This window comes from Streptomyces sp. TG1A-8 (assembly GCF_030499535.1).
Taxonomy (GTDB): Bacteria; Actinomycetota; Actinomycetes; order Streptomycetales; family Streptomycetaceae; genus Streptomyces.
On sequence record NZ_JASTLB010000001.1, the window covers coordinates 3,810,614 to 3,827,488 of the forward strand.

Genomic DNA, 16,875 nt, shown 5'->3' on the forward strand with positions numbered 1-16,875 from the left:
CCGACAGGCCCGGCGGGACCCCGCAGGTCCGCCGGCATCCGGCGGACCCGGTGCTCCCGGTTCCGGTGACCCCGCCGGCCCGGTCCCGGCTAGTTCGTACCGATCTTCGCCAGCAGGTCGACGATCCTGTTCTGCACCTCGGCGCTGGTCGACCGCTCCGCGAGGAACAGCACCGCCTCGCCCGAGGCCAGCCGCGGCAGGTCGGCGGAGTCGACGGTGGCGGTGTAGACGACGAGCGGGGTGCGGTTGAGCTGCCCGTTCGCACGCAGCCAGTCCACGATCCCGGCCTGGTGCCGGTGCACCTGCATCAGGTCCATCACCACCAGGTTCGGCCGGAACTGTCCCGCCAGCGTCACCGCGTCCCCGCCGCTCGCCGCGCGCGCCACCTGCATCCCGCGCCGCTCCAGCGTGGCGGTCAGCGCCAGCGCGATCTCCGCGTGTTCCTCGATCAGCAGGACGCGCGAGGGGTGCTGCTCGCTGTCGCGCGGCGCCAGCGCCTTGAGCAGGACGGCGGGATCGGCGCCGTACGCCGCCTCGCGCGTCGCCTGCCCGAGGCCGGCCGTGACCAGCACCGGCACCTCGGCCGCGACCGCCGCCTGACGCAGCGACTGCAGCGCCGTCCGGGTGATCGGACCGGTCAGCGGGTCCACGAACAGCGCGGCGGGGAAGGCCGCGATCTGCGCGTCGACCTCCTCGCGGGAGTGCACGACGACGGGCCGGTAACCGCGGTCGCTCAGCGCCTGCTGGGTCATGACGTCCGGCGCGGGCCACACCAGCAGCCGGCGCGGGTTGTCCAGCGGCTCGGGGGGCAGCTCGTCGTCCAGCGGCTGCGGGCGCGGGGTGTCCGCGACTTCGACGGCCCCGCCGGGACCGTCCAGCGGCTCGGGTCCCTCGGCGGCGTTCGCGTCCGGGGCCCCTATGGCGTACGAGCGTCCGGCGCCCTCGGTGCCCGGGACGGGCCGGGGCTGCCCGGCCAGGGACGGCTGCGCGGGCGCGGGCTCGCCCGGCGCGTGCGGACGCCCCGGCTGCACCGGCTGCCCCGGCTGCGGCTCCGGGCGCGCGGCCGGGTCGGGCGGGGTGCCCAGCTTGCGGCGGCGGCCGGAACCGCCCGGTGCGTGCGGGGGCGGGGTGGCCGTCGGTTGCTGCACCTGCGCGGCCTGCCGGGAGAACGGCACGCCCTGCCCCAGCGTGCGCACGCTGATCGCCCGCCCCTGCGTGGAGTTCGGATCGACCGGGACCCCGGCCGCCTCCGCGGGCAGGGGCTGCGCGACCCGGGCCGGCCGGTCGGTGTGCTCCGGGGGGAGCGGAGTGCCGGAAGCGGGGGTGGGCGGGGGCGTGGCGGTGCCGGCGGGGTGCGCCGGGGGCGGGGTCGGGGTCGGCCGGGACACCGGGTCGGCGTGGGGGTTCGCGGCCGGGGCGGCGGGGGCCGCCTGGACCGTGGGGATCCCCGCGCCGGAGGAGCCGTCGGCGCCGGGCCACTGCTGCGGGACGGTGGTCGCGGGGGTGCCGGGTGCCGGAGCCGCGGGGGTGCCCGGGGCCGGTACGGCTTGCCCCAGCGGCACCTGACCGGTCGCCGTTTCCGAGGGAAGCGGCTGGGCGGGCGGGCGCGCGGCCGGGGGCCCCACCGGGACGGGGGCGCCGGCGCCGGGCGCTGCGGGGGTCCCGGCGGGCGCCGCGCCACCGGCCGGCGGGGTGGACCGTGCGACCGGGGGCTGAACAGGAACGGGCTGGTCGGACCGGCCGGGCTGACCGGGCTGGCCGTGAGCCGCCTGGGCGGGCAGACCGGGCGCGGGCACCGGCCGGCCCGGGACGCCCTGCGGGGGAACGGCCGCGTGGGTGCCGGCCGTCTGCCGGCCGTGGGCACTCTGGACCACACCACCGGGAGCCACCGCACCGGGCTGGACCGGGGCGGCCGGGACCGCGATGCCCTGTCCGGCCGTGCCCTGCGCCGGAATCCCGTGTCCGGGAACCGGCTGCTCGGCAACGGCCGGGGAAACCTGCGGAACCTGTCCGTGCGCCCCGTGACCGCCCTGCGCGGGAACCGTCCGGCCCGGAGCCTGGCCCGGAACCGCCAGGCCCGGAACCGCCAGGCCCGGAACCGCCTGGGCCGGTCCGCCCTGTACGGGCGTGCCGGGGACGGCACCCTGCGGCCCGTCCACCGGCTGGGCCGCGGCCCGCCGCCGACGGCCGGTCGGTGCGGTGGTGGGGTGCGGCTGGGGCGGGGTGTGGTCCTCGGCCTGGTCGAGCGGTACGGCGTCATGCCGGCCCGCGCCCCCGGGAACCCCTGCGACGCTCCCGGACACTTGCCCGGGCACCGTGATCCGGCCCGGCCCGGCACCGGGACCCGCGACGGTCCCCGGCCCCCCTGCGGGAGCGGCGCCCGGAACAGCACCCGGAGCGGCCCCCGGCCCCTCGGCGGGCCCAGTCCCCGGGACCGGACCCGGACGCGGTCCCGGACCCGCCACCACCTCGGCGGCACCCGCACCGGCATCCGCTCCCGCACCGGCATCCGCGCCGGTACCGAAGCCCGCTTCCGTCGCTTCCGTCGTTTCCGCCGCTTGCTCCGCCGCATCGGCCTCCGTGTCCGCATCCGTGGACCCGGGCGAGCGGTCGGCCTCGGCGGGCGGGAGCGCGAACACCGTGCGGGCGCCCGCCTCTTGCGCCGCGGCCCGTTCGGCCGCGGCGGCCAGCGCACGGCGGCGCCGCCCGGTCGGCTGCGCGTCCTCGCCGGAAACGGACTCCGCGTCCGTAACGGGCGGCACATCCGGAACGGACTGCGTCCCCGGAGCGGGCTGCACGGCGGGAACGGGCTGCGTGCCCGGTGCCGGTCCCGCGCCCGCCGCCGGCAGCGCGGGCGGCAGTGCGGCCTGCGGCTCGCCGGAGTCCCGCCGGGCCCGCCGCCCGGTGGGCACGGGCACGCCCTGCGGAGGCACGGTGCCGCCGAGCCCGTTGCCCGCGGCGGCCGTCCCCGCGGCGTGCTCGGCCGCGGTCATCACGGCGCCCTCGGTCACACCGCCGGGGACGTCCGCACCGCTCCCGGCGCCGATCTCGGCGGGCCGTCCCCGCCGCCGTCCGGTCCCGCCGTTCGTCCCGGACGCGCCCTCCGCGCCTCCCGGTCCCTCCGCCTCCTCGGCCGCGACCGGCGCCGCCGCCTCGCCGGCCGCCGCCCCACGCCTGCGGCGCCGACCGGTCGGTGCGGGCGCCTCCGTGTCGCCGTCCCGGCCGGGGGCACCGGACTCGGCCGAACCCGGGAGGCCGCTGTCCAGGAAGGCGTCCGTGGAGCCCCTCCGGGCCCGCCGCCGCCCGCCGCCACCAGTCTGCTCGGCGGGGGCCGGGCCGGGACCGGCGCCGGGAGCGGCACCCTCGGCGGGGACCTCCTCGACGTCCGGGATCCGGGCGGCGACCGCCCCGGCCCCGCCGCCGAGCGGCACTTCGAGGACGTACGCGCTGCCGCTCATGCCCGGCACCTCGTGCGTCTGCAGCACACCGCCGTGGGCGCGCACGATCCCGCGCACGATCGGCTCGTGCACCGGGTCCCCGCCGGCGTACGGCCCGCGCACCTCGATGCGTACGACCTCGCCGCGCTGCGCCGCCGCGACGACGACGGTGTTGTCCAGGTAACCGCCCGCGGAGACGGGCGTGTTGCCGGTGGCGTCGACCCCCGCCACGTCCGCGACGAGGTGCGCCAGGGCGGTGGCGAGGCGCTGCGGGTCGACCTCGGCCTCGATGGGCGGCGCGTGCACGGCGAACTGCACCCGCCCGGGTCCGATCAGCTCGACGGCGCCGTCCACCCCGGCGGCGACGACGGCGTCGAGCATCACCTTCGTACGGGCGATGTCCTCCGCGCCGGTGTCCAGCCGCTGGTAGCCGAGGACGTTGTCGATGAGGGTCGTGATGCGGGAGTAGCCGGCCGAGAGGTGGTGCAGCACCTGGTTGGCCTCGGGCCACAGCTGGCCGGCGTCGTCCGCGGCGAGGGCGGCCAGCTCGCGCCGCAGCTCGTCCAGGGGGCCGCGCAGGGACCGTCCCAGGAGGGTGAGCAGCTGTTCGTGCCGTCCGGCGAGGGCCTCGTACCGGTCCTTCTCCCGCTCGGCGAGCGCGGCGTACCGCTCCTCGCCGGCCGCCAGCTCCTCCCGGTGCGCCTCGCGCAGCTCCTCCAGCTCGGCGACGTGCCGCTGGCGCAGGGCGGTCAGGTCGGAGGCGTGTTCCTCGGAGAGCCGCTCCAGCTCGTCGGCGTGCGCCTGCTCCAGGGCGGCCTTCTCCTCGGCGAGGGCGTCGTAGGGACGCCGGTCGGTGAAGGTCATGACGGCGCCGACGAGCTGGTCGCCGTCGCGCACCGGGGCGGTGGTCAGGTCGACCGACACCTGCTCCCCGGGCTTGGACCACAGCACCTGCCCGCGCACCCGGTGCTTGCGGCCGGAGCGCAGGGTGTCGGCGAGCGGGGACTCGTCGTACGGGAAGGGCGAGCCGTCGGCGCGCGAGTGCAGGATGAGGGTGTGCAGTTCCTTGCCGCCCAGCTCACCGGCCCGGTACCCCAGTATCTGGGCGGCGGCCGGATTGACGAGGACGATGCGCCCGTCGGTGTCGGTGCCGACGACGCCCTCGGCCACGGCGCGCAGGATCATCTCGGTCTGCCGCTGCGAACGGGCCAGCTCGGCCTCGGTGTCCACGGTCCCGGACAGGTCCCGGACGACGAGCATGAGCAGCTCGTCGCCGGTGTAGCCGTAACCGTCGTACGCCTGCTGGCCGTTCTCCAGGTTCGCGCTCGTGACCTCGACCGGGAACTCGCCGCCGTCCGTCCGCCGGGCGGTCATCCGGGTCGGCTTGGTCCGCCCCTGCGGGTCCATGTGGTCGGGCCGGCGCATGGACCCGGGGATGAGCCGGGAGTCGAACTCGGGCAGCAGGTCGAGCAGCCCGCGCCCCACCAGCGCGGTGCCCGGCGCCTCGAAGGCCTCCAGGGCGATGGTGTTGGCGTTGACGACGGTTCCGTTGGCGTTGACCAGGACCAACGCGTCGGGCAGCGCGTCGAGTATGGCTGCGAGGCGAGCAGCGCCTCGGGATGGCCTGCTGCTCACGAGACGCTTCCTCCCTGTTACCGCACCTTGCCGACCGCTCGGGCCATCTTGCCAACCGGCCCGCGACGTGTCACGCGAGGGAGTCTAAGGGCAGCGGTTGCGCTCGGGACGCGGATGAGAGGGAGGTCGCACGACGAAGTGACGGTGAACATGTGACCGCATGCCTCCGCGCTCCCCGGGACCTCCGCCGGACCTTTACGCCCCCGGCGGTTCCGTCAAGGGGTGTCCGGGGCGGCTACGCGGGCCGCGCGGACGTGCCGAGGTCCGGCAGGAAGGGCACCATCCGGTCCCAGCGGGCGATCTCGCACCCGTTGCCGCGGCCGTACGTGGCGTCGACCGGGCGTCCGGCCCAGGTGCCGGTGACGTGCGCGGTGGCCGGGCCGCCGTAGAGCAGCGTGCAGACGCTGCCGGGGTCGACCGGGGCGAAGGCGTCCCGCCCCCACCGGGTGCGCGCGTCGAGCACCCGGCAGGCCCCCGCCAGGTCCGGGTGCCGGCCGGTGTCCGGGTGGCACGACACGTCGTACGTCCCGTCGCGACCCGGCCCGGCGTACCGGACGACGACGGTGAGGTGGTCGCCGCCGCGGTCCTCGGGCCGGACGGGCGGGGGCACGGCGGGAGCCGCCGCCGCGGGTACGGCGGCGAGCGGGAGCAGGGGGGAGACGGCGGCGAGGAACGCCACGAGGACGGCCCGCGGGACGGCCCGGACGGCCTGGGTGACGCGGGTGACACGAAGGGTCCGGAGGACTCGGACGGCCGGCGTGACCGGCGTGAGGGAAACCATGCCCTGATCAACGCCCGCGCCCGCCGGACGTTGCGGTACCGCCGTGCGCCGGCGCGAGGGTGAAGCCCTTTGCCCTCCCGCCCCCGTGCCTAGTACCGTGGGGGGCGATTGGTGACACCGCGCTCGTCTGTGTCATCATCTGCACACACCGATCGCGCGCTCGTGTGAGCGGTTGTGCTGGAGGCGTCGCCTAGTCCGGTCTATGGCGCCGCACTGCTAATGCGGTTTGGGCCTCAAAGCCCATCGAGGGTTCAAATCCCTCCGCCTCCGCAGCTGATCCCGAAGCCCCGGTCCCCAGGACCGGGGCTTCGGCGTTCCTGGACCCCACACCCACCCCGGATCGGCGTTTCCGCAGCTCACAAGGGGTGCGCGGATCGGATTTCACATGACGGCGGCAGTCATGTAATGTTCTTCCTGTCGCCGGGAGCGGGACCGAAAGGGCCGGGAACGGAGACGAGGAAAACAAAAGACAAGCACTCGTAGCTTAACGGATAGAGCATCTGACTACGGATCAGAAGGTTGCAGGTTCGAATCCTGCCGAGTGCACATCGAACGAAGGCCCCGGAGAGATCCGGGGCCTTCGGCGTTTCCGGGGTGGGAAAGCGCGGGTGTCCTGGCCGGAAGGGGCGTGCGGGAACGCCGGAGGTGAGGACGGGGACCGGCGGGCGCAGGCCGCGGAGGGGTCCGGGGCCTGCGGTGCGTGCCGGGAGGGGGATCAGCGGTCCCCCCGCGGGTCGTTCCCGTGGATCGCCTCCAGGGATTGGTGGGCCAGTGCCGTCGCGCGGGTGAACCAGTCGGTGATGGTTGCCAGTTCCTCGGTGGAGTAGGCGGAGAACAGGGCCGAGAGGCGTTGGTAGTGGCCCGCGTACACCGCTTCGACGCGGCTGACCGCGGCCGGTACTGCGGCCACGCGGACGCGGCGGCGGTCCGCGGGGTCGGGGCGGCGGGTGACGTAGCCGGCGCGTTCGAGGCGGTTGAGGACACCGGTCACCGCGCCCGTCGTGATGTGGGCGCGGGCCGCCAGGTCGCCGGCGGTGAGCAGTTCCTCCCCCGCCTCCAGCACGAAGCCGAAGCAGGTGAGGTCGGTGACGTTCAGGCCCAGCCGCCGGGCCAGTTCCTGCTGGCCGATCAGGTGGGCGGCGATCAGGTGGTCCATCGCCGACAGCGCCTGTGCGGGGGTGGCGGGCGGTCGGGGCGTGCCGTCCATCTTCCTGAATTCCTTAGTTCGTGAGATATTGGTGGCGATAACTTCTTAGCTCGTGAGAGAAAAATGTTCCTGGAGGTGGCTCCATGAGTCTGTACGACGAGGGTCACACGCTCGCCGGCTGGATCGGTGTCGGCATCGCGACCGCAGGGTGCACGGTGACGGGGGTGGGGGTGTGCACGGTTTCCGCGCCGGCCGTCGTGGGCGGGCTGGTGATCGTGGCCCTGAGCGCCGTGGTGACGTGGGTCCTGCACCTCTCCGGGTGGGGCAAACCGCCCGGGGTGCGGCCGCGGGAGCAGTGGGGGATGCGGGTCCGGGACACCCGGGCCCGTGAGGGGCACCCCGAGTGCCTCGGCTGCCGGCTGGCGGGACGGAGGGGGGTGCCGACGGCCGCGGCGGAGGCGTCCGTGGTGCCGGGTACGGTGCGCGCCGGGGCGAGGCCCCTGTCCCCCGTCGAGTGAAGGCACCGCGGACGGAACGCGGTTTCAGCCGGCCGTCCCGGAGCACGGGGCGCAAGCGGGTGGGCGGGCGTCCGGGGCGGTGCGCGCGCCCGGGGGCGACCTTACGGGCGCGACCTGCCGGGGCGTGGTCCTCGCGGGCGGGTCGCGGTGTCGCCCGCGCCGGTGCGGTGACGGCGCAGGGGTGCTGTCGGTCCCGTCCCCTACCCTCACCGGTGATGGCATGCGGATGGACGTGTTCGGGGCTGCGCTGGACGCCGGGCGGGCCCGTGCTGGTGTGGGGCGGCGGGCGGCGCAGCGTGCTGGTCCGGGGCCGGCGGATCGCGTTCGGGGTCGCCGGTGACGGTGTCCGGCGGTGCGTGGGCGCGCGGGGGCACGCGTGTCCCGTGCGGGCCGCGGTGCCGGCGCGCGGCACGGGGGCCCGGTGCGCGCAGTGCGCGCGGCTGGACCGGGCGCACTCGGTGGCCGCCGACACCTTCGCCGGTGATCCGCGGTTGTACCGGGTGTACCTGGCGTGGTTCGGGCCGGACATGGTCAAGGTCGGCATCACCGCCGTCGAGCGGGGGCCGGCGCGGCTGCTGGAGCAGGGGGCCGTGTGCTTCAGCTGGCTGGGCACGGGGCCGTTGATGGCCGCCCGGCGCACCGAGGAACTGCTGCGCGCGGCCCTCGCGGTGCCGGACCGGATCCCGTACGCCCGCAAGCGGGCGGTACGGGCCGGGCTGCCCGGGGAACGGGCCGAGCGGGCGGCGCAGGTGCGGGAGCTGCACGCCCGGGCCGTCGCCCTGGAGGGGTGGCCCGAGTCGCTGGTCCGGGAGCCGTGCCGGCCGGTGGACCACTTCACGGTGTTCGGGCTCGGTGACGCACCGCCCGCCGCCGGCGCCGTGCTCGGACTCCGGGCGGGCGGGAGCGTGGACGGGGAGCTGGTCGCGGCCGCCGGGCCCGACCTGCACCTGGCGGTTCCCGGACGCGGTGCCGTCGTCCTGGACACGCGGCTGATGACCGGCTGGGAGCTGGGTCCCGCGGTGGCGGGCAGCGGCGGACTCACCTTTCCCTGGCGGGAGTTCCGGGTGGTGCCGGACGCGCTGTTCTGACCGGTGCCGCGGGCGCGCGGCCGCGGGCGCGCCCGCCCGCCGGGGTTCGCCGGGCCGCTCCCGCGCGTTTCTCAGAGAAATCACAGACTTCGGAAAGTGTCCTCTCAGAGGCCCCCGCCATGGTGTCCACCATGACCACGACCTCGCCCCAGGGGCGCACCGAACTGCTGAGGCCGGACGGGAGCCCCGTCCGCGTGCTGGTGGTGGATGACGAACTGTCGATCACCGAACTGCTGAGCATGGCCCTGCGTTACGAGGGCTGGCGGATCAGGAGTGCGGGCGACGGGCAGGGCGCCCTGCAGGCCGCCCGTGAGTTCCGTCCCGACGTCGTCGTCCTGGACATGATGCTGCCCGACATGGACGGGCTGACCGTCCTCGGGCGGCTGCGGCGCGAACTGCCGGACGTGCCCGTCCTCTTCCTGACGGCCAAGGACGCCGTGGAGGACCGCATCGCCGGGCTCACCGCCGGGGGCGACGACTACGTCACCAAGCCGTTCAGCCTGGAGGAGGTCGTGGCGCGACTGCGGGGGCTGATCCGCCGGTCCGGTGCCGCCGACCGGCGGTCCGAGTCCGTGCTCGTGGTCGGGGACCTGACCCTGGACGAGGACAGCCACGAGGTGTCGCGGGCAGGGGAGTCCATCCACCTGACCGCCACCGAGTTCGAGCTGCTGCGCTTCCTGATGCGCAACCCGCGGCGGGTGCTCAGCAAGGCGCAAATACTCGACCGCGTCTGGTCGTACGACTTCGGCGGGCAGGCCAACGTCGTCGAGCTGTACATCTCGTACCTGCGCCGGAAGATCGACGCCGGCCGGGAGCCGATGATCCACACCCGGCGCGGGGCCGGCTACCTGATCAAGCCCGCCGTGTCGTGAGCGGACGGCGACGGCCGCGTGCGCAGCGACGGGCGGGCAAGCCGCGCAGCCTGCGGACGCGGCTCGTCGTCGCGTCCGTGACGCTGATCGCCGTGGTCTGCACGGTGATCGGGACCGTGACCACCCTGGCCCTGCGCGGCCACCTGTACGACCAGCTGGACGGCAAGGTCACGGACATCGCCCGGCGGGCGGCCGGCCGCATGCAGCCGCGGTCGGCCGGGGTCCTCCCGGTGGACCCCGGCCTGCCGGACTCCGCCTCGGCAAGCACCACCGGTCCCGGCCAGGGGGCCACCTCGCAGGGCACTCCCGGCGAGAAGGTCGACGGCCTCCTCACCGTGGGCCCGACCCAGGCCGGGACCGTCGCGGCCTACGTGCGGGACGGCTCGGTCGTCTCGGCGGCCGTCGCCAGGGAGCAGAAGGACGACTACGGGGCGTACAGGAGGATGAGCGCCGACGCCCTCACCCCCGCGCAGAGGACGGCGCTCGCCTCGGTGCCGAAGGACGCCGGGGCGCACACCGTGGAGCTGCCCGGGCTCGGCGAGTACCGCGTCGAGTACACGGCCGGTGCGGCCGGCGGCGACCGGTTCTACGTGGCCCTGCCGACCGCGGACGTCGACGGCACCGTCGACACCCTCGTCCTCGTCGAGGTCTGCGTCACCGTCGCCGGTCTGATCGCCGCGTCCCTGGCCGGCGCCGTCATCGTCGGCGTCGCCACCCGCCCCCTGCGCAAGGTGGCCGCCACCGCCACCCGGGTCTCCGAACTCCCGCTGCACACCGGCGAGGTGAACCTCAGCGAACGCGTCCCGGAGGCCGAGTGCGACCCGCACACCGAGGTCGGCCGGGTCGGCGCCGCGCTCAACCGCATGCTCGACCACGTACACGGCGCCCTGCACGCCCGCCAGCAGAGCGAGACGCGGGTGCGGCAGTTCGTCGCCGACGCCAGCCACGAGCTGCGCACTCCGCTCGCCTCCATCCGCGGCTACGCCGAACTCACCCGCCGCGGACGCGAACGGGTCGGACCCGACACCCGGCACGCCCTCGGCCGCATCGAGTCCGAGGCGGGCCGCATGACCCTCCTCGTCGAGGACCTGCTGCTGCTCGCCCGCCTGGACGCGGGCCGGCCGCTGCAGTTCGAGCGGACCGACCTGGTCCCGCTGGTCGTGGACACCGTCAGCGACGCCCGCGCGGCGGGCATGGACCACAACTGGCGGCTAGACCTGCCCGACGAGCCCGCGCCGGTCCGCGCGGACGCGGCCCGCCTGCAGCAGGTGCTCGTCAACCTGCTGGGCAACGCCCGCAAGCACACCCCGCCGGGGACGACCGTCACCGCGCGCGTGCAGCGGCGCGGACCCTGGACGTGCGTCGACGTCGAGGACGACGGGCAGGGCATCGCCCCGGACCTGCTGCCGCACGTCTTCGAGCGGTTCGCGCGGGGCGACTCCGCACGCTCCCGCGCCACCGGGTCCACCGGCCTGGGCCTGGCCATCGTGCAGGCCGTCGCGACCGCGCACGGCGGCGCCGTGACCGTGGACAGCGTCCCCGGGCGCACCGTGTTCACCGTGCACCTGCCCGCGCCCGTCCCGGACGTGCACCTGCCCGCGGCCGTTTCGGACGTGCACCCGCCCGCGGCCGAAACGCGGCGGCGGCCGGACTCACAGGCACGGCACAGCACCACCACACGGGCCCGACAGCGCCGGTGAGGAGAGTCGTCGCATGCGAACCGACTCTTCTCCCGGCACCCTGCCGGCCCGGGAGCACATCCCGGCCGGGAACGCCGGTACGCCCGTCCTGGACGTGGTGATCCCCGTCCACAACGAGGAGAAGGACCTCCAGCCGTGCGTGCGCAGACTGCACGAGCACCTCGCGCGCACCTTCCCGTACGCCTTCCGCATCACGATCGCGGACAACGCCTCCACCGACACCACCCCGCTGGTCGCGGCGCGGCTGGCGGCGGAGATCGGCGAGGTCACCGCCTTCCGGCTGGAGCAGAAGGGCCGGGGGCGGGCGCTGCGGGCGGTGTGGTCCGCGTCCGAGGCGCCGGTCCTCGCCTACATGGACGTCGACCTGTCCACCGACCTCAACGCCCTGCTGCCGCTGGTGGCCCCGCTGATCTCGGGCCACTCGGACCTGGCGATCGGCTCCCGGCTCGCCCGCTCCTCGCGGGTCGTGCGCGGCCCCAAGCGGGAGTTCATCAGCCGGGCCTACAACCTCGTCCTGCGCGGCTCGCTGCAGGCCCGCTTCTCGGACGCCCAGTGCGGCTTCAAGGCCATCCGGCGCGAGGTCGCCCGGGAGCTGCTGCCCCTGGTGGAGGACACCGGCTGGTTCTTCGACACCGAGATGCTGGTGCTGGCCGAGCGGGCCGGGCTCAGGATCCACGAGGTGCCGGTCGACTGGGTCGACGACCCCGACTCCACCGTGCACCTCGTGCGGACCGCGACCGACGACCTCAAGGGGGTGTGGCGGGTGGGCAGGGACCTGGCCACCGGTTCGCTGCCGCTGGACCGGCTCGTCCGCCCCTTCGGCGACGACCCGCGCGACCGCGAGATCCAGGACGTGCCCAACGGACTGGCCCGCCAGCTCGTCGGGTTCTGCGTGGTCGGCGGCCTGTCCACGCTGTTCTACCTGCTGCTCTACAGCGGCTTCCGGCAGTTCGCCGGCGCGCAGGCCGCCAACGCGCCGGCGCTGCTCGTCTCCGCGGTCGCCAACACGGCCGCCAACCGCCGGCTGACCTTCCGGGTGCGCGGCCCGGGCGGTGCCGTCCGGCACCAGGCGCAGGGCCTGGTGGTCTTCGCCGTCGGACTCGCCCTGACCAGCGGTTCGCTGGCCGCCCTGAACGCGGCCACCGACGACCCCGGGCACCCCACCGAACTGGCGGTCCTCGTCGTCGCCAACCTCGCCGCGACCGTGCTGCGCTTCCTGCTCTTCCGCGCCTGGGTGTTCCCCGACCGCGGCGGGTCCGGCGGCGGCCCGGCGGCGGCCGCGGTCCCCGCCCCCCGTCCGTCCGCGCACGGCACGGCGGCTCCGTACCCGCCGCTCCCGCGGCGCCCGCTGCCGTACCAGGGGTACGTCCCGTACCCGACCGCCCGGGTCCGCGCCGGTGACGCCGCGGACGACCGCCGGCGCGACACCACCGCGCGACCGCGGCCGGCACACCCGCGCGACACCGATCCGGGGGACCTCCGATGACCACCCCCTACGACCGGCCCACCGGCCCCGGCACCCCCGCCGCCTGGGGGCCGCCGCCCACGGCGCCCCCGCGGGAACCCGCGGCCGGCGAGCCCCGGCAGCCGCTGGTGCGCAGGCTGTGGCGCGGCCGGCCCGAGGACCCGCGCTGGGCGCGCCCGGCCCTTCTCGGCCTGCTGGCGGCCACCCTCGTGCTCTACCTGTACGACCTGGGCGCCTCCGGCTACGCCAACTCCTTCTACTCGGCGGCCGTCCAGGCCGGCAGCACGTCCTGGAAGGCGTTCTTCTTCGGCTCGCTGGACGCGGGCAACGCCATCACCGTCGACAAGCCCTCGGCCTTCCTGTGGCCGATGGAGCTGTCGGTGCGGATCTTCGGCCTGAACGCGTGGGCGATCCTCACCCCCGAGGTCCTCATGGGCGTGGGCGCGGTGGCGGTCGTCCACGCCGGAGTGCGGCGCCGGTTCGGCCCGGCGGCCGCTCTGATCGCGGGCGCGGTGCTCGCGCTGACCCCGGTCGCGGCGCTGATGTTCCGGTTCGACAACCCGGACGCGATGCTGGCCCTGCTGATGTCGCTGGCCTGCTACCTCGTCGTGCGTGCCGTGGAGGACGGGCGGACCCGGTGGCTGGTGTGGGCCGGCGTGGTGGTGGGCTTCGCCTTCCTCGCCAAGACCCTGCAGGCCTTCCTGATCCTGCCGCCGCTGGCGGTCGTCTACGCCGTGTGCGGCCCGGTCGCGCCGGTGAAGCGGCTGGTGCAGCTGGGGCTGGCGACCGTCGCGCTCGTGGTGTCGGGCGGCTGGTGGGTCACGGCCGTGGAGCTGTGGCCGGCCTCGTCCCGCCCGTACATCGGCGGCTCGCAGAACAACAGCTTCCTGGAGCTGACCTTCGGCTACAACGGCCTCGGCCGCATCAGCGGCGACGAGACCGGCAGCGTGGGCGGCGGGGGCGGCAACGGTGCCGGCCGCTGGGGCGCCACCGGCTGGAACCGGATGTTCAACTCCGAGATCGGCGGCCAGGTCTCCTGGCTGCTGCCGGCCGCGCTGATCCTGCTGGCCGCCGGCCTGTGGGCGACCAGGAAGGCCCGGCGCACGTCCGTCACGCGCGCCTCGTTCCTGGTGTGGGGCGGCTCGCTGCTGATCACCGTGGTGGTCTTCAGCTACATGGCGGGCATCTTCCACCAGTACTACACGGTCGCCCTCGCCCCCTACCTCGCGGCCGTGACCGGCATGGGCGCCGGGCTCCTGTGGGAGAGGCGCAGGGAGACCTGGGCGTCGGTCACGCTCGCCGCCTCCGTGGTGGCCGCGGCGGCCTGGGGCTACGTCCTGCTCCACCGCACCTCCGCCTATCCGCCCTGGCTGAAGTGGCTGGTCCTGGTCGGCGGCCTCGCGGCGGCGCTCGGTCTGGTCTTCGCGGGCCGCGCTCCCCGCCGGTTCGCGCTCGCGGCGGCGGCGGTGGGCCTGGCGGCCGCGCTGGCCGGGCCGACGGCGTACACCCTGAGCACGGTGGACTCCGCGCACACCGGCTCCATCCCGACGGCCGGTCCGGCGGGCGCGAGCACGATGGGCTTCGGCGGCGGCGGTCCCGGCGGGGCGCGGGGCGGCTTCGGCGGCACGGCGCCGGGGCGGAACCAGCCGGGCCCGCAGAACGGCAACGGAACCCCGCCGGGCCAGGGCTTCCCCGGCGGGGGCCTGCCGGGCCGGAACGGCAACGCCCAGGGCCGGACCCAGCGCGGCGGCAACGGCTTCCCCGGCGGGGCCGCGGGGGAGGGCGGCGGTGGCACGGGCGGCCTGCTGAACGGTGCGGACGTCGGCTCCGGGGCCAAGAAGCTGCTGGCGGCGGACGCGGACCGGTACACCTGGGTGGCCGCCTCCATCGGCTCCCAGAACGCCGCGAGCTACCAGTTGGCCACCGGTGAGCCGGTGATGGCGATCGGCGGCTTCAACGGCACCGACCCGTCCCCGACACCGGCCCGGTTCGAGGAGTACGTGGCCGACGGGAAGATCCACTACTTCATCGCGGGCGGCGGCATGGGCGGCGGCGACAGCGGCACCGCGTCCCGGATCACGTCCTGGGTCGAGGCCAATTTCAAGAAGGTGACGGTCGGTTCGGCCACCTTCTACGACCTGACCCGGCGCACGGGCGGCTGACGGGCCCGGAGGGACGCTTGGCACGAGGGAGAACTGCCGTACCCCGTACGGCCGGCGCCGTACGGGGTACGGCGCTGTTCGTTCCCCTCGTTCCCCTCGTTCCCCTCGTTCCTTTCGTTTCCCTCGTTTTCCCCGGTCCCGCTCGTCCCGGCCCCCGCGGTCCCGGACACTTGGCATCGTCGGGAGTGGCCCGGGTGGGAGGAAGGTGCGTCGATGGCGAAGGCGGCCGCGCGGTCGGCGTGGACCAGTGTCTGGCTGGCGGAGCGGGCGCCCCGGCGCGGTGGGCGCGGCGGACAGCCGTCGGGTCTGGACCGGGAGCGGATCACCGGGGCGTCGGTGCGGCTGCTGGACGCCGAGGGGCTGGCGAAGTTCTCCATGCGGCGGCTGGCCGGTGAGCTGGACGTCACCGCGATGTCCCTGTACTGGTACGTCGACACCAAGGACGACCTGCTCGAACTCGCCCTCGACGCAGCCTTCGGCGAGCTGCGCCTGCCGGACCCGCAGGACGAGGGGGCCGACTGGCGGGAGCAGTTGCGGGAGCTGGCCACCGCCTACCGGGCGCTGCTGGTCCGGCACCCGTGGATGTCGCCGCTGGCCGGCCGCTACCTGAACATCGGCCCCCACTTCCTCGCCTTCTCCCGAGTGGTCCAGCGGGTCGTCCGCCGGGCCGGGCTGCCCGCGCACGGAGTGACCGGGGCGATCTCGGCCGTCTTCCAGTTCGTGTACGGCTACGGCACGGTCGAGGGCCACTTCCTCGCCCGGACCGCGGACACCGGGCTCACCCCGGACGAGTACGTCGAGCAGGCCATGGGCAAGGTGGCCGACGACCCGGGGACGGCCGACGCGGTCCACGAGTCGAGGGACCTCAGGGCGGCGCGGGGCGGGGCCGACGTCGCGGACATGATGGACCGCGACTTCACCTTCGCCCTGGACCTGCTGATCGCCGGCATCGAGGCGATGGTCGCCCGCGGCTGACCGCGCCGCGCCGGACGCCGAGCCCGGCGCCGCGCCGGCACCCGCCGGGCGCGGCGCGAGCCGGGCACGGGTCCGCCCGCCGGGCCGGCCGGGTCACCGCTCCTGTGCCAGCCGGGCCGGGAAGCCGCCGGTCGCCACCGGGCCCCAGCGCTCGGGAGTCACCCGGATGATGGACTTGCCCTGCTCGACCATCGCCCGGCGGTACTCGTCCCAGTCGGGGTGTTCGCCGGCGATGTTGCGGTAGTACTCGACCAGGGGCTCCACGGAGTCGGGGCAGTCGAGGACCTCGGCGGTGCCGTCGACCTGCACCCAGGGGCCGTTCCACTCGTCGCTCAGGACGATCAGGCCGACCCGCGGGTCCCGCTTGGCGTTGCGGGTCTTGGCCCGCTCGGGGTAGGTGGAGACCACGATCCGGCCCGAGTCGTCCACCCCGCAGGTCAGCGGGGAACCCTGGGGACTGCCGTCGGCGCGCCGGGTGAGCAGGATCGCACGGTGGCGGGGACGTACGAAGTCCAGGAGTTCGTCGAGCGTCACATGGGTGTTCGTCGCGATGTTCGGTGCCATGGACGCACTCTAGAGCGGGACCGGCCTGCTCGGCCTGACCCTGTCGGGCACATTCTCAGGCGGCCAGCGCCTCGTCCGGGTGGTCGTACACCGGGACGTCCCGGCGCACCCCGGTCAGCATCAGCACGCGGCTGGGCAGGCCGTCCGGCGGGGCGGCGACCCGGACCCGGGTGTGCGGGTGCAGCAGGCGGCTCACGTCATCGATCAGGCGGGCCCCCTGGGAGTCCATGAACCGGGTGCGGGTCAGGTCCAGCACCAGCAGGCGGGGCCGCCGGACGCGGGCGACCGAGACGATGTGCGCGTACAGCTCGGACGTGTTGGACAGGTCCACGTCCGGGGGGAAGGCGAGCACGGTGCGGCCGGGCAGGTCGCGGGGCACGCACGGGGTCGGCTGGAAGGTCACGGCGGCACTCTCACCTGGGAGGCGGACGGTGGTCGGGGGTCCGCCCGGGTTCCGGGCGGACGAAAATCCGGGGCCACTTCCTGACCGAAGTCCCCATTGGACCACGGCCGGGCGGGAGACGGAAGGCG

General features: G+C 75.4%; 12 protein-coding genes and 2 tRNA genes. 9 read left to right on the forward strand and 5 right to left on the reverse strand.

Features of this window, described 5'->3' with window-relative positions:
- Nucleotides 1-89 precede the first annotated feature (89 nt).
- On the reverse strand, nucleotides 90-5,072 hold the full coding sequence (locus QQY24_RS16570; RefSeq protein WP_301973465.1) for a PAS domain-containing protein: 4,983 nt from the start codon (nucleotides 5,070-5,072) through the stop codon (nucleotides 90-92).
- A 235-nt stretch (nucleotides 5,073-5,307) separates the two neighbouring features.
- Nucleotides 5,308-5,853: an SSI family serine proteinase inhibitor gene (locus QQY24_RS16575; protein WP_301973466.1), complete on the reverse strand. Its 546-nt coding sequence runs from the start codon at nucleotides 5,851-5,853 to the stop codon at nucleotides 5,308-5,310.
- 179 nt (nucleotides 5,854-6,032) lie between these two features.
- Between QQY24_RS16575 and QQY24_RS16580 the strand changes: the two genes are divergently transcribed.
- Both QQY24_RS16580 and QQY24_RS16585 read left to right on the forward strand, forming a co-directional pair.
- Nucleotides 6,033-6,123, forward strand: a tRNA-Ser gene (locus QQY24_RS16580).
- A 203-nt stretch (nucleotides 6,124-6,326) separates the two neighbouring features.
- Nucleotides 6,327-6,399: transfer RNA gene (locus QQY24_RS16585), tRNA-Arg, on the forward strand.
- A gap of 169 nt (nucleotides 6,400-6,568) precedes the next feature.
- Here QQY24_RS16585 and QQY24_RS16590 read toward each other — a convergent pair.
- Entirely contained in the window at nucleotides 6,569-7,060 is a 492-nt protein-coding gene (locus QQY24_RS16590) for a helix-turn-helix domain-containing protein (RefSeq protein WP_301973467.1), read from the reverse strand.
- An 83-nt stretch (nucleotides 7,061-7,143) separates the two neighbouring features.
- Between QQY24_RS16590 and QQY24_RS16595 the strand changes: the two genes are divergently transcribed.
- The 7 genes from QQY24_RS16595 to QQY24_RS16625 all read left to right on the forward strand — a co-directional run bounded on the left by QQY24_RS16595 (nucleotide 7,144) and on the right by QQY24_RS16625 (nucleotide 15,780).
- A complete protein-coding gene (locus QQY24_RS16595) occupies nucleotides 7,144-7,518 on the forward strand; it encodes an HGxxPAAW family protein (protein WP_301973468.1) in 375 nt (124 codons plus the stop codon).
- Nucleotides 7,519-7,733: 215 nt separating this feature from the next.
- A complete protein-coding gene (locus QQY24_RS16600) occupies nucleotides 7,734-8,606 on the forward strand; it encodes a DUF2797 domain-containing protein (protein ID WP_301973469.1) in 873 nt (290 codons plus the stop codon).
- 131 nt (nucleotides 8,607-8,737) lie between these two features.
- On the forward strand, nucleotides 8,738-9,478 hold the full coding sequence (locus QQY24_RS16605; RefSeq protein ID WP_301973470.1) for a response regulator transcription factor: 741 nt from the start codon (nucleotides 8,738-8,740) through the stop codon (nucleotides 9,476-9,478).
- A complete protein-coding gene (locus QQY24_RS16610) occupies nucleotides 9,475-11,178 on the forward strand; it encodes a HAMP domain-containing sensor histidine kinase (RefSeq protein ID WP_301973471.1) in 1,704 nt (567 codons plus the stop codon). The genes QQY24_RS16605 and QQY24_RS16610 overlap by 4 nt, the downstream gene beginning before the upstream one ends.
- Before the next feature lie 13 nt (nucleotides 11,179-11,191).
- A complete protein-coding gene (locus QQY24_RS16615) occupies nucleotides 11,192-12,664 on the forward strand; it encodes a bifunctional glycosyltransferase family 2/GtrA family protein (protein ID WP_301973472.1) in 1,473 nt (490 codons plus the stop codon).
- Nucleotides 12,661-14,805: a glycosyltransferase family 39 protein gene (locus QQY24_RS16620; RefSeq protein ID WP_301973473.1), complete on the forward strand. Its 2,145-nt coding sequence runs from the start codon at nucleotides 12,661-12,663 to the stop codon at nucleotides 14,803-14,805. Before QQY24_RS16615 ends, QQY24_RS16620 begins: the two co-directional genes overlap by 4 nt.
- 213 nt (nucleotides 14,806-15,018) lie before the next feature.
- Nucleotides 15,019-15,780 (forward strand): TetR/AcrR family transcriptional regulator, encoded by a 762-nt coding sequence (locus QQY24_RS16625; RefSeq protein WP_301973474.1) that lies wholly within the window; start codon nucleotides 15,019-15,021, stop codon nucleotides 15,778-15,780.
- Nucleotides 15,781-15,873: 93 nt separating this feature from the next.
- Here QQY24_RS16625 and QQY24_RS16630 read toward each other — a convergent pair whose 3' ends face one another.
- The gene (locus QQY24_RS16630) at nucleotides 15,874-16,344 is read right to left on the reverse strand and encodes a PPOX class F420-dependent oxidoreductase (protein ID WP_301973475.1); all 471 of its coding nucleotides are present in this window, start codon (nucleotides 16,342-16,344) and stop codon (nucleotides 15,874-15,876) included.
- A gap of 55 nt (nucleotides 16,345-16,399) precedes the next feature.
- Nucleotides 16,400-16,747, reverse strand: coding sequence for an STAS domain-containing protein (locus tag QQY24_RS16635; RefSeq protein ID WP_301973476.1), 348 nt, complete (start codon nucleotides 16,745-16,747; stop codon nucleotides 16,400-16,402).
- Nucleotides 16,748-16,875: the final 128 nt, after the last annotated feature.

Bases quoted from the DNA above. Each gene is read 5' to 3' on its own strand.
- QQY24_RS16575 (WP_301973466.1), bottom strand. From the start codon at position 5,853: ATGGTTTCCCTCACGCCGGTCACGCCGGCCGTCCGAGTCCTCCGGACC.
- QQY24_RS16590 (WP_301973467.1), bottom strand. From the start codon at position 7,060: ATGGACGGCACGCCCCGACCGCCCGCCACCCCCGCACAGGCGCTGTCG.
- QQY24_RS16595 (WP_301973468.1), top strand. From the start codon at position 7,144: ATGAGTCTGTACGACGAGGGTCACACGCTCGCCGGCTGGATCGGTGTC.
- QQY24_RS16600 (WP_301973469.1), top strand. From the start codon at position 7,734: ATGGCATGCGGATGGACGTGTTCGGGGCTGCGCTGGACGCCGGGCGGG.
- QQY24_RS16605 (WP_301973470.1), top strand. From the start codon at position 8,738: ATGACCACGACCTCGCCCCAGGGGCGCACCGAACTGCTGAGGCCGGAC.
- QQY24_RS16615 (WP_301973472.1), top strand. From the start codon at position 11,192: ATGCGAACCGACTCTTCTCCCGGCACCCTGCCGGCCCGGGAGCACATC.
- QQY24_RS16620 (WP_301973473.1), top strand. From the start codon at position 12,661: ATGACCACCCCCTACGACCGGCCCACCGGCCCCGGCACCCCCGCCGCC.
- QQY24_RS16625 (WP_301973474.1), top strand. From the start codon at position 15,019: ATGGCGAAGGCGGCCGCGCGGTCGGCGTGGACCAGTGTCTGGCTGGCG.
- QQY24_RS16630 (WP_301973475.1), bottom strand. From the start codon at position 16,344: ATGGCACCGAACATCGCGACGAACACCCATGTGACGCTCGACGAACTC.